Source organism: Sphingomonas sp. PWP1-2 (assembly GCF_049898305.1).
Taxonomy (GTDB): Bacteria; Pseudomonadota; Alphaproteobacteria; order Sphingomonadales; family Sphingomonadaceae; genus Sphingomonas; species Sphingomonas glacialis.
Genome location: NZ_JAFCXM010000002.1, coordinates 618226 through 631160, shown reverse-complemented (window position 1 = coordinate 631160; position 12935 = coordinate 618226). Strand labels below are relative to the sequence as shown.

General features: G+C 65.1%; 7 protein-coding genes and 2 pseudogenes. 6 read left to right on the top strand and 3 right to left on the bottom strand.

What is annotated here, in order from left to right:
- Positions 1–33 precede the first annotated feature (33 nt).
- The 3 genes from pncB to ACP7C5_RS07805 all read right to left on the bottom strand — a co-directional run bounded on the left by pncB (position 34) and on the right by ACP7C5_RS07805 (position 4290).
- Positions 34–1338: a nicotinate phosphoribosyltransferase gene (gene pncB / locus ACP7C5_RS07815; RefSeq protein WP_426263787.1), complete on the bottom strand. Its 1305-nt coding sequence runs from the start codon at positions 1336–1338 to the stop codon at positions 34–36.
- Positions 1335–3047, bottom strand: coding sequence for an alpha/beta fold hydrolase (locus ACP7C5_RS07810; protein ID WP_426263786.1), 1713 nt, complete (start codon positions 3045–3047; stop codon positions 1335–1337). Before ACP7C5_RS07810 ends, pncB begins: the two co-directional genes overlap by 4 nt.
- Before the next feature lie 148 nt (positions 3048–3195).
- Entirely contained in the window at positions 3196–4290 is a 1095-nt protein-coding gene (locus ACP7C5_RS07805) for an alpha/beta fold hydrolase (RefSeq protein WP_426263785.1), read from the bottom strand.
- A 108-nt stretch (positions 4291–4398) separates the two neighbouring features.
- Here ACP7C5_RS07805 and ACP7C5_RS07800 point away from each other — a divergent pair.
- The 6 genes and pseudogenes from ACP7C5_RS07800 to ACP7C5_RS07775 all read left to right on the top strand — a co-directional run.
- Positions 4399–7944: pseudogene (locus tag ACP7C5_RS07800) on the top strand (hydantoinase B/oxoprolinase family protein); the annotation flags it as partial.
- Positions 7945–7950: 6 nt separating this feature from the next.
- Positions 7951–8604, top strand: a complete 654-nt coding sequence (locus ACP7C5_RS07795; protein WP_133188008.1) for a DUF969 domain-containing protein — start codon at positions 7951–7953, stop codon at positions 8602–8604.
- Complete coding sequence (locus tag ACP7C5_RS07790) at positions 8601–9542, top strand: DUF979 domain-containing protein (RefSeq protein ID WP_426263784.1); 942 nt, start codon at positions 8601–8603, stop codon at positions 9540–9542. Before ACP7C5_RS07795 ends, ACP7C5_RS07790 begins: the two co-directional genes overlap by 4 nt.
- Positions 9542–10517, top strand: a pseudogene (locus tag ACP7C5_RS07785) (DUF2891 domain-containing protein). Before ACP7C5_RS07790 ends, ACP7C5_RS07785 begins: the two are co-directional and overlap by 1 nt.
- 595 nt (positions 10518–11112) lie before the next feature.
- Positions 11113–12288, top strand: coding sequence for a tyrosine-type recombinase/integrase (locus tag ACP7C5_RS07780; RefSeq protein WP_426263783.1), 1176 nt, complete (start codon positions 11113–11115; stop codon positions 12286–12288).
- Positions 12289–12900, top strand: a complete 612-nt coding sequence (locus ACP7C5_RS07775; RefSeq protein WP_426263782.1) for a hypothetical protein — start codon at positions 12289–12291, stop codon at positions 12898–12900.
- Positions 12901–12935: the final 35 nt, after the last annotated feature.

Genomic DNA, 12935 nt, shown 5'->3' with positions numbered 1-12935 from the left:
TCGGATCGTCCTGCCCTGGCACATGGGGTGGGGTCAGACGTGCACCGCGGTTTCGGTCCGGCCGGCGGCGCCGAACACGCGCAGATAGCGCGCGATCTCTGCCGGATCGCCGGTCGCCTTGGCCGGATTGTCGGACAGCTTGACCGCTGGCCGGCTGTTCGCGCTGACCACCTTGCAGACCAGCGAGATCGGCGCGAGCGCCGCGTCACCGTCCGGATCGCAGCCGCGAAAATCGTTGGTCAGGTTGGTGCCCCAGCCGAAGCTGGTGCGGACGCGGCCGTGGAAATGGCGATAGGTCGCTTCGATCGTGTCGATGTCCATGCCGTCCGAAAAGATCAGCAGTTTCTCGCGCGGATCGCGGCCGTGCTGCTGCCACCAGGCGATGATCTGCTCCCCGCCCGCGATCGGCGGTGCGCTGTCCGGGCGGAAACCGGTCCAGTCGGCGACCCAGTCGGGCGCATTGGCGAGGAAGGCGGTGGTGCCGAACGCGTCGGGCAGCGCGATCAGCAGGTTGCCGCCATAGCTTGCCTGCCATTCCTCCAGCACGCGATAGGGCGCGCGGGCGAGTTCCGCATCGTCGCTCGCGAGCGCCGCGGCGACCATCGGCAGCTCGTGCGCGTTGGTGCCGATCGCCTCGAGATCGGCATCCATCGCTAGCAGTACGTTCGAGGTGCCGACGAAGCGGCTGCCCAACCCTTCCTTGAGCGCGTCGACGCACCAGCGTTGCCACAGAAAGCCGTGCCGCCGGCGTGTGCCGAAATCGGAAACCACGAGATCGGGGAGCTGCTGCAGCCGCTCGACCTTGTTCCACAGCCGTGCCTTGGCACGCGCGTAGAGCACGTCGAGCGCGAAGCGGCCCTTGTCGCGCATCGCAGCGCGCGAGCGCAGTTCGTTGATGATCGCGAGCGCCGGGATCTCCCACATCGTCGCGTGCGTCCACGGCCCGGAGAAATGCAGCTCGAACTGCCCGTCGACCGTGCGCAATTCATATTCCGGCAGCCGGAAATCGCCGAGCCAGGCTATGAAGTCGGGCGCGAAGATCCGCGCTTCGCCGTAGAAGCTGTTGCCCGCCAGCCAGATCAGCTCCTTCTTGGAGAAGCGCAGCGTGCGCGCGTGATCGAGCTGGGCGCGCAGTTCGTGCGCGTCGATCGCATCGGCCAAGCGAACGACGCGGCTGCGATTGATCAGCGCGAAGGTCACGTCGACATCGGGGTGCTGGCGGCGGATCATCTGCACCATCAGCAGCTTGTAGAAATCGGTGTCGAGCAGGCTGCGCACGATCGGATCGAGCCGCCAGCTATGGTCGTAGGTGCGCGTCGCGATGTCGGTGAAGGTCATGCGTGCCTCCCAGCACTTGCGGGCGCCGTCGGTGTCGGCGGCGCGCCGCGGTAACGAAAGAGCTCGGCGGGCCGATGCGAGGCGTCGGGCTCGCGCTCGCCGGTCGGCACCAGCCAGCCGCGGTCGAGCATGCGCCGGCGAAACGTCGGCTTGTTGAGCCGGACCGACAGGATCGCCTCGTGGACATCCTGTAACTGCCGCAGCGTGAACCGCTCGGGCAACAACGCGAAGCCGATATCCGAATAGTCGATCTTGCCGCGCAGCCGCTCGCGCGCGACGCCCAGAATCGTCGCGTGGTCGAAAGCGAGGGGCAGGGGAGTGCCGGCAGCATCGCGCACTCGGCCGTCCGCGGCGAAACTCGCCGTGCCGAGGTTCTTGCCCGACGCCATCCCCCGAGCGAAGCTCGCTGCATCGAACAGCGCCATATACGCGACGCTGATGATCCGCATGCGCGGATCACGGTCGATCGCGCCAAACGTGTACAGCTGCTCCAGCGACACGCCGGTAAGCCCGATCTTTTCGCGCAAAACGCGGTTCGCCGCGTCCTCGAGCGTTTCGTCGATCCGCACGAACCCACCGGGTAACGCCCAGCGCCCTTCTTGCGGCCCGGCCGTGCGGCGTTTCAGCAGCACCGAGAGTTCGCCGCCGGCGGCGTCGGCCGGATTGCTCGCCGCACCTGCCGTGTGACCCCAGAGCGACGGGATTGGAAGCAAGGTCACATGCGGGATAAAGCGGGCCTCGTAGCGTGCATCGTCGACGGGAAAATACAGGTCGGTTGCGGACGGCATGTACAGCACCGGCACCTTGATCGACGCGAGAGCGCTTTTGACATTTCCACCGAAGCCCGGGGTCGTTCCGACGTCATGCGCCTCCCATGTGTGCATTTGAAGGATCAAATCGTTGGCATCGGCACCTGGAATGAAATCCTTGTAGAGCCCCTCGAAGACGGTGCGGAAGGTCGTGCCGGGGGGCGCGCCGGCGCGCCACGCTTCCTCGCGCCACCACCCTTGTGAAAACAGCCACCCGGCCCAGATCGCGCCGAACGTCTGGAGGCCGGTTTTCGGCTGCACCTTGTAGTCGCCGCTTGCAAAGGTCGAATCGCTCTCGATCGCGATGATCTGGCTTTCGAGGCGCACGATGCCATGCGGCCAGGTCTTGGCGGTCGCCGAGGTGACGACGATGCGGTCCATGAAGTCGGGATACGTAACCGCCCATTGGAAAGCCTGCTCGCCACCCATCGAAAATCCCACGATCGCGCGCAGATGCCGCACGCCAAGCGCATCCCCGAGCAAGCGGTGCACTGCTGCGACATTGTCGCGGATGCTGGTGACCGGGAAGCGCGGCCCGTCGAACGGCGCGGGGGTGTTGCTGGGCGAGGATGATTTGCCGTTGCCAAACAATTCGGTAGCGACCATGAAATACTTCTTTGGATCGAGCGCTTTGCCTGGGCCAATCAGCCATTCGTAGCCATGCGCATCTGCCATGTAGTGCGACGGCAACAGCACGACGTTGTCGCGCGCGCTGTTGAGTGTCCCATAGGTCGCGTACATGACCTTGGCCTCGGGCAGGACCTTGCCGTTCTCGAGTGCAAAATTCTTGATCAGGAAAGCACGCCTGTCTCCGTCGGCCGCCATCGCCGGCCCCGCCATCGCCGCCGCCGCCGCCGCCGCCAATATCAGGGCTAGGAAGCTCGCTAGGACTCTCAGCATCGGGTTTGCCTCAACAGGTTCGGTTGCGTGACGTTACCGTTTTTACACGTGCGGACGACGTAAATTACGAGATGAACGCGTGGCGGCGTTAGGGATCGAGCGGCGCGCCGCTAAACGTCGGAGGCTGGGTCGTGATGATTATGGCGCATTACTCGGTGCGCTGGAGCAGTTCGACCAGATCCTGCTTCCAGAAGCGCGCCGCGGTGTGTGTGCCGTGGCCGCGTGTTTCCGCCGTTTCCGGAATGAGCCGGAAGCGAGCGTCCTTCATCCGCGCGACCGCCTGCCGGGGATAATCGAGGTTGCGCGGGTTGATGAAATCGTCTGCGGAATTGATCCAGGTCGTCGGCACGGTGATCGCCTCCAGCCGAGGCCATGGTGCGTAGGTGCGCGACGCGTTGATCTGGTAGATCAAATCGTTGGCGTCGGTCGCGGCGATTGATGCCGCCACCCGTTCGCGCGCGAAGGCCTCGGCCGCTTGGCGATGCGGATATTGCGACTGGAAATAGAGCGGGGCCGCCCCCGCGACGAACAGCAGGCTCGCGGCAGTTCGCAAGCCCTGCGTCGGCGGCGCGCGATAGTCGCCGCCGGCCCAGGCCGGGTCCGCCTCGATCCCCTCCACCGCAAGTTCGCGCCACATGCGGTTCAACCCGGCGATCTCCACAGGCTCGCACGCGAGCGGCATCAGCGCGCGAACGTAATCGGGATGCGTCTCCCCCCATATCAGGCTGTGCATGCAACCCATCGACGTGCCCATGATGAGACGCATCCGCTGAATGCCCAGCGCATCGCGCAACAGCCGATACTGCGCTTCGACCATATCGTCATAATCGTACTGGGGAAAACGCATGTGCAAGCCGTCCGACGGCTTGGACGATTTGCCGTGGCCGATGCCATCGGGCAGGATGATCCAGTAGCGCGCGATGTCGAGCGGCTGGCCGGGTCCGTAGAGCTCGTCGGCGAATTGCGGGCTGAGGAACTGGCGGCCGGTACCGCCGGTGCCGTGGAGCACCATCACCGCATTGTCGATTTCGCCCCGCGCGTTGCGGTGCGGTTGCCCGAGCGTGGTGTAGGTGATGCGGAGTTCGGGCAGGGTTTCCCCAGACTTGAAGCGGAAATTGCGAAAGGTGACCTGCGCATCGCGCGCGGGCCACCTCGACGTCTGCGCGGCGGGCGCGGTCGCGGCGGCGAGCGGAGGGGTTTGCGGTGCGCTCGCCTGGGCGAGGAGGAGGAGCAGGGTCAGCATCGCGTCAGTTTGCGGTAAAACGGCCCATGCGCCAAGCGGCTTGGCCTAGCCGGCGCAATCAAAGGATCTCCCGCTTGATCCTTCACTGCGGAAATGAGAAACGGACTGATGGTGCCATGGCAGTTCTGGATTGATCGCGGCGGTACCTTCACCGACGTCGTAGCGCGCAAGCCCTGCGGAAAAATCGTCACCGCCAAACTGCTGTCCGAAGACCCCGAGCGTTATGCCGATGCGGCGGTCGAGGCGATCCGGCGCCTGACCGGGCGCGTTGACGTGCCGCTCGAACTGCGCATCGGCACGACCGTCGCGACCAATGCGCTGCTCGAGCGCAAGGGCGAGCCGACCGTCCTGACGATCACGCGCGGCTTCGGCGATGCGCTGCTGATCGGACACCAGGAGCGGGCCGACATTTTTGCGCGCGACCTGGCGCGTCCCGTGCCGCTGTTCGCGCACGTCGTCGAGATCGACGAACGGATCGCAGCGGATGGCACGGTGGTGACCCCGCTCGACCGCGACGCGGCGAAGGCCGGATTGCAGGCGGCCTTTGCGGCGGGTTTCCGGTCGATCGCCATCGTCCTGATGCATGGCTATCGCTTCAGCGCGCATGAGGCGGCGCTGGCCGAGTTCGCGACGGCGATCGGCTTCACGCAAATTTCGGTCAGCCACCGCGTCGCGCCGCTGATCAAGCTGATCGGGCGCGGCGATACGACGTTGGTTGATGCCTATCTGTCGCCGGTGCTCGATTGCTACGTCGCGGGGCTGCACGCAGCGCTCGGCCGGAACGCGCTGTTCATGCAATCGTCGGGTGGCCTCGTCGATGGGGCACGCTTTCGCGGCAAGGATGCGATCCTGTCGGGGCCGGCAGGTGGCATCGTCGGGATGGCGGCGACCGCGCGCGCGGCCGGGTTCGACCGAATCATCGGGTTCGATATGGGCGGCACATCCACCGACGTGTCGCATTATGCCGGCAGTTACGAACGCGATACCGAGACGCTGATCGCGGGCGCTCGCATCCGCGCGCCGATGTTGCGCATCCATACCGTGGCAGCGGGCGGGGGGTCGATCTGCAGCTTCGACGGGCAGCGGCTGCGAGTGGGGCCGGACAGCGCCGGCTCGATGCCGGGACCGGCCTGTTACCGCCGTGGCGGGCCGCTGACCGTCACCGACTGCAACGTGATGCTCGGCAAGGTGCGCCCCGAATTCTTCCCCGCGCTGTTCGGGGCGAAGGGCGACGAGCCGCTCGACCCGGCGGCAGTGGCGGCGCGTTTCGCCGAACTGCCGCTCGACGCCTATGCCGCCGCCGAAGGCTTCGTCGCGGTGGCCGTGGCGAACATGGCCAATGCGATCCGCAAAATCTCGGTCGCGCGCGGGCACGACGTCACTCGCTATACACTTGCCTGTTTCGGCGGCGCCGGCGGGCAGCATGCGTGTCTCGTCGCCGACGCGCTGGGGATGGATCAGGTGATGATCCATCCGCTCGCGGGCGTGCTGTCGGCGTATGGCATGGGGCTGGCCGATCGCCGCGTGCTGCGCGAGCGGACGCTGGGCGCGGGGATCGCGGACAAGGCCGCGATCGCCACGGCCTTCGATATGCTGGTGGACGAGGCGCAGCAAGCGCTGGTGGCGCAGGGCGTCGCACCCGACGCCGTCGTGGTCGAGCGCCGAGTCCACCTCCGTCGCGGCCAGACCGAACATACGATCGAGCTCGATTTTGGGGAAACGGCGACGATGATCGCCGGTTTCGACGGCGCGCATGTCGCGCAATTCGGTTTTGCCAGCACGCAACCTTTGATCGTCGATCGTCTCGTCGCCGAAGCCGTCGCGAAGAGTCCGCCGGTCGAGACCATGCTGGTCGATCTGCCTGGTCATGCCGCCGCACCGCTGACCATCGTGCCGGTGCATATGGCGGGAGCGTGGCACGATACGCCAGTTATGGCGCGCGAGGGCTTGACCGCCGGCCATACGCTCGACGGGCCCGCCTTGATCATAGATCCGATGTCGACCACGGTCGTCGAACCCGGCTGGCGCGCGCGCGTGGACAATCTCGGAAACCTGCTGCTCGATCGGGTCGCCGCCCGACGCGTCGCCAGCTCCGGCACGCAAAGCGACCCCACCCGCCTCGCGATCTTTGCCGGACTGTTCATGAGCATCGCCGAGGAGATGGGCGCCGCGCTGCAACGCTCCGCCGCGTCGGTCAACATCCGCGAGCGGCTCGATTTCTCGTGCGCTCTGTTCGACGCCGGGGGCAATCTCGTCGCGAACGCGCCGCATATCCCGGTGCATCTCGGTTCGATGGGCGAGAGCATCCGCACGATCATCGCCGCGCGCGGTGGCAATGCCGACGGACGCGGTATCCGCCGCGGAGACGCCTATGCGCTGAACGCGCCGTATCGCGGAGGCACGCACTTGCCCGACATCACCGTCATCATGCCGGTCTTCGCCGCAGGATCGTCGGGTGGAAGCGGTGCGCCGGACTGGTTCGTCGCCGCGCGCGGCCACCATGCCGATGTCGGCGGGATTACGCCTGGATCGATGCCGCCCGACAGTGTTTCGGTCGAGCAGGAAGGGGTGTTGCTCGACGATATGCTGGTGGTGGACGAAGGGCATTTCTGCGAAGCCGAACTGCGCGCGTTGTTCGCCAGCGGCCGCTATCCGGCGCGCAACATCGACCAGAATATCGCCGATCTTGCAGCCCAGCTTGCCGCCTGCACGCGGGGCGCGGCTGGCTTAGCGCGGATCGCCGACGAATACGGCGCGGATGGTGTCAGCGCCTATATGGAGCATGTTCAGGCCAATGCCGATGCCGCGGCGCGCCGCCTGATCGCCCGGCTGGACGATGGCGCTTTCACCTATGCGATGGACGACGGTGCGGTCGTCCGTGTCGCCATCTGGATCGATCGCGCAAGCAGGACCATGACGATCGACTTCGCCGGGACCAGCGAGCAGCGGCCGAACAACTTCAACGCGCCGGTCTCTATCGTTCGCGCCGCTGTGCTATACGTCCTGCGCGTGCTGATCGACACCGAGGTGCCGCTCAACGATGGCTGCCTGCGCGGCGTGACGATCCGCGTGCCGGAAGGGTCGATGCTCAATCCGCGCTTCCCGGCGGCGGTGGTGGCAGGCAATGTCGAGACCAGCCAGGTCGTCACCGACGCGCTATTCGGGGCGCTGGGGGCAATGGCGGCGAGCCAGGGGACGATGAACAACTTCACCTTCGGCGACGCGACCTACCAATATTATGAGACGATCGCCGGAGGATCGGGGGCCGGCCCGGGCTATGACGGCACGGCGGTGATCCAGACGCACATGACCAACAGCCGCCTGACCGACCCCGAAATCTTCGAGACGCGCTTTCCGGTGCTGCTCGAAGCGTTCGCGATCCGCCCGGGTTCGGGCGGTGCAGGGGCGCATAAAGGCGGTGACGGGGGGCTGCGGCGCGTTCGGTTCCTGTCCGATATGACCGCCTGCATCCTCGCCAATCGCCGCCGCGTGCCGCCGTTCGGACTGCATGGCGGGTCGGCGGGCGCCGTGGGCACTGCGCGCGTCGAGCGCAGCGACGGATCGATCGATCGCCTCGGATCGACGGCAAAGGTGGACATGCGGGCGGGAGACGTGTTCGTCATCGAAACGCCTGGCGGCGGCGGATTCGGAGGCGATTGGATGCTTGTTCTGGCCGGGATCGCGGTGATCGTCGCGGGCTTCCTGTTGCGCTTCAACCCGCTGCTGGTCGTGGCGGTCTCGGCACTGGTCACCGGCCTTGCCGCGGGGATCGCTCCGCTCGCGATCCTCGCTGCGTTCGGCAAGGCGTTCAACGCCAACCGCTTCGTGAGTGCGATTTATATCGTCTTGCCCGTCATCGGCCTGCTCGAACGCCATGGCCTGCAGGAGCGCGCGCGCGGCGTGATCGCGGCATTGCGGGGCGCGACGGTCGGGCGGTTGCTGATCGGCTATCTCGTGTTCCGGCAGATCACGTCCGCGCTTGGCCTGACCTCGATCGCCGGACCGGCGCAAAGCGTACGCCCGCTGGTCGCGCCGATGGCCGAGGCGGCGGCGGAGCGGCAAGGCGTCGCGCCGGGCGGCGACGCGATCCCCGCGCTGGCCGCCGCGACCGACAATATCGGACTGTTCTTCGGCGAGGATATCTTCATTGCAATTGGATCGATCTTGCTGATGAAGGGGGTGCTCGAGGGCTATGGCATCGTCATCCAGCCGCTGCATCTGTCGCTCTGGGCGATCCCGACGGCGGTCGCGGCGCTGATGATCCATGGGGGCCGCCTGTGGTGGCTCGACCGCCGCCTGGCGCGTGGCACATGATCGGCACGAATTTCATCTACAAAGTTGCCGGGCTGATGTTCGCGATGTTCGCATGGCTGAGCGCGACCGATCGCAGCAATCCGAAGCGCTTCGGCAGCGCCTGTTTCTACGCCTTGCTTGCGGTCAGCTTCACAATCGGTGACCGGATCGGCGATATCGGGAATGGTGTCCTCGTCCTTGGTCTCGTCGCAATCGCGGGCACTGGAGCGATGGGACGCGGCGCGCGCGGCACCACCGGCGCGGTCGAGCGACAGGCGGACGCGACCACGCGCGGCAATCGGCTGTTCCTGCCCGCTTTGGTCATTCCCGTGACGGCTATGCTGGGCACCCTTGCCTTCAAGGCCATGCCCGCGCTGGTCGATCCCAAGCAAATCACGCTGGTGGCCCTCACGTGCGGCGTTTTGCTCGCGCTGGCGATCGGGTACGCCTGGTTCCGGCCGAGCCCCGCCACGCCGTTTGCCGAGGGGCTGCGGCTGATGGACGGTGTCGGCTGGGCGGCGGTGCTGCCGCAAATGCTGGCGAGCCTCGGCGCGGTGTTCGCGCTCGCCGGTGTTGGGCACGTCGTCGGCGGTATTGCCGGCACCGCGATCCCCGAGGGCAGCCTGATCGGCGCGGTGCTCGTCTACGCGCTTGGCATGGCGGCCTTCACGATAGTGATGGGCAATGCCTTCGCGGCCTTTCCGGTGATGTTCGCGGCGGTCGCGATGCCGCTGCTGATCGGCCGCCATCACGGCGACCCGGCAGTCATCGCGGCGATCGGCATGCTCGCCGGGTTTTGCGGCACGCTGATGACGCCGATGGCGGCGAACTTCAATCTTGTGCCCGCCGCCCTGCTCGACCTGAAGGACAAGGGCGCGGTGATCCGCGCGCAGGTGCCGACCGCGCTGCCGCTCTTGGCGGTCAATATCGTGTTGCTCTACTGGCTGGGATTTCGCTGATGCTCGATGCTGCCACCGCCGAGCGGTTCGCCACGCTGACGCTTGGCCATTTGACGCGCGAATGGCCCTACAAGCTCGATCAGGTCCTCAACGGCCCGGCCGATCTTGCGCTCCCCGCGACGCTGCACCCGATCTTCCATGGGAGCTTCGATTGGCACAGTTGCGTCCACGGCTGGTGGCAAGTGATGCGGCTCGCCCGCCTGTTCCCTACGATGGACCAGGCAGCCGCGATCGAAGCGTTGGCGGATCGGATGCTGTTGCCGCACCGTGTGGCGGGCGAGGTCGCCTATCTCGATCGACCGATGACCGGCGGGTTCGAACGCCCGTACGGCTGGGGCTGGCTGCTGGCGTTGCATGACGAGCTCGCGTTGCGCCCCGATCGGCCATGGGCCGCGGCGCTGGAGCCGCTTGCGCGGGCCTTCGCCGCGCGCTTTGCCGCCTATTTGCCCAAGCTCTTGTATCCCGTGCGTAGCGGCAAGCATGACAGTACGGCCTTCGCGCTGATCCACGCGCTGCGGTGGGCGAGAACACACGACGCGGCCCTTGTCGGGGTGATCGAGGAGCGATCAAGACTTTGGTTTGGTGCGGACCGCGCGGCGCACCCATGGGAGCCGAGCGGCGAGGACTTCCTGTCCGCGACTTTGTGTGAAGCGGTCTTGATGCAGGACGTGCTCGGCGCGGATTTTCTGGCGTGGCTCGGCGCCTTCCTGCCGCAATCCCTACGGCGCACCGACCGCTTGCTTGCGCACGCCGGCCGTCGTCACCGATCGCAGCGACGGTCGCCTCGCCCATCTCGACGGCCTGAACCTCGCGCGGGCTTGGTGCTGGCAGCGCCTCGCCGACGATCTGCCCGAGCCAACGTCGGCCCGCCTGATCGCCCACGCACACCTCCAAGCCGCGCTGCCCCATCTCGCGGACGATTATATGGGTGAGCATTGGCTAGCGACGTTCGCGCTTCTTGCGATGACGGACTGACGCAACGGTTTGATCGACGACGCGATGCGCAAACCGGTAAAACGGAACGGCGGTAAACCCGCTGCTTGCGCTGCTTGGGAGCGGGTTGCCAGACATCAGCTTTATCCGGCCAAATATGGAGCGCAATCGTGCTAAACGAATAAGCGCTGGGTGACCGACTATCTTGTGGTCCGACGCCCATAGTAGATCGCTCCAAACTCGCGATCTGAACGAACGGCCGGTTTTGGGGAGCGCTGACGCGGCGCGGGACGTCCGCGATTGGGTCCGATTGGTCTTCAGCCACCGCAATCGCGACCGACTGATTTGCACACCTAAATGTTACCCGTGGCGTTACCCCGCAAGGTAAAACAACTCCACCCGATCACTCTAACGTACGGAAGTTATGGTGGACGCACTTGGGCTCGAACCAAGGACCCGCTGATTAAGAGTTTCGGCATCGCGAACAGCGCGAGGTCCGTCATTTCCCGCAGAAATGCTGGATTTTCTCTGAACGGCAATCACTTCCATGATTGATTGGACCGGACATTCGGGGGCATAAGTGGGCATAGAATGTCACACAAATCGCTAATGAGACGGACACAGGACGGACACGGATTTGACGCGTATTACTGATAAGCTCGTTCGGGACCTGGAACTGCCGCCCAAAGGTGGGCAAACCGTCGTGCGCGACGATTTGATTATCGGCTTCGGGGTCCGTCGCACGCCTACTGGGAACACAGCGTTTTTCTTGAACTACGTTATCGACGGGCGGGAGCGTCGCATTACGATTGGTGGCTATCCGACTTGGGGGGTCGCTAGGGCTCGTGACGAGGCTAAGGACCTTCGGAGGCGGGTCGACGCTGGCGACGACCCGATGGTTCAAAAGGAAAAGGCGCGAGCCGAACTGACTGTGATCGAGCTTTGGGACCGCTATTCTGTGGAGGTCTTGCCACGCAAGGCGTCGTCCAGTCAGCGCAACGAGCGGTCAATGTGGGATCGGCTGATCCTGCCTGCCCTCGGGCGGAAGCGCATTTCCAAGGTGGAGCCTCTGGACATCGACCGCCTTCACAACAAGATCAGCGCGACGACGCCCGCGCAGGCCAATAGGTGCCTTGCTAGTATCCGCCACGTCTTCAACACTGCAATCCGCTGGCGGCTCATCGGCAACAGCCCCGTTGGCACAGGTTTGGCCAACGACGAACATGGTCGAGAACGCTTCCTATCTGCGGACGAACGTGCACGGTTCTTCGCTGCCCTCGACAGTCGCCCAGATACGCCATCCGCCCTCGCGCTCCGTTTCCTGTTTCTTACGGGCGCACGGCGCGGTGAGGTGCTGAAAGCGACGTGGGGCCAGTTTGATCTGACTGCGGCGGTTTGGGTCAAGCCAAGCTCGCATACAAAACAAAACAAGCTGCACCGGGTGCCGATCTCTGATGGTGCGGTCGATGTGCTGCAACGAGCGCGCCGCCTGACGAACGGTGAGTATGTCTTCCCCGGTAGGAGCGGCGAGGCACTGGTCGAGATCAAGAAGCTATTCCATGCCGTGCGGCTTGAGGCAGCGATCAGCGATTTTCGTATCCACGACATCCGCCATTCGTACGCCTCGTTCTTGGTTTCCGATGGCGTGTCGTTGCCTGTAATTGGAAAGCTGCTGGGTCACACGCAGGCCAAGACAACGAGCCGCTACGCCCATCTGGAGGACGATCCACTAAGGCAAGCGACTAACCGACTGTCAAACGCCATTAGCGGTCAGAGAAAGCCGGATGCTGGAAGCGATGGAGGCGCGGGCTAAATGGGGCGACGCAAACGGTATGGCGGTTCATATACCGTCGAGAACGCCGAGAAGCTATTTCAGCAGTCGGTGGCGTTGGGAAAGCCTGACTATCAGCTTGTAGCGTTGGCCATCGGCGCTTGTCCGTCTGCTCCGCCGTCGTGGGCAGTCTTGGCATGTATTGAGTTGCGCCAGCAGTACGAACGGCTCCCTGCACGCGGCAACGACGCCGAGATGTCATTCATTCTGGACGACCTCGTGCGGTTCTTTGATCGGGCAGGGCGCAACGGCGAGCCGCCCTCGCTCAGGTCGGCGATTATCCAAGTCATGACAGACAGGGGTCTCCGGCAGCACAGGGCGGATAGCGCAAACGACGATTGGTTCCGCGACATACGCGAGGCGTGGGAATGGGAGCAGGCGAACGAGCTTGCCCCGTCCAGCTTCATGCAACTGGCGGACGGGCATCTCATCGACGCCTATAAGCTCAAAACCACTTCACGCATCCACCGGGTGCTAATGCAGGACGTCGCCACAGAAGTCGGCGATCCGCAGGATGTCCACGTCTGGGCATGGATTGCCAAGCGTATGATCGACCGCGAGACGGTCGAACAAGCGACGCCAGAGCGCCCTTAGCATGTGATTTTTACCCCCGCGTTGTGGTCATGTGT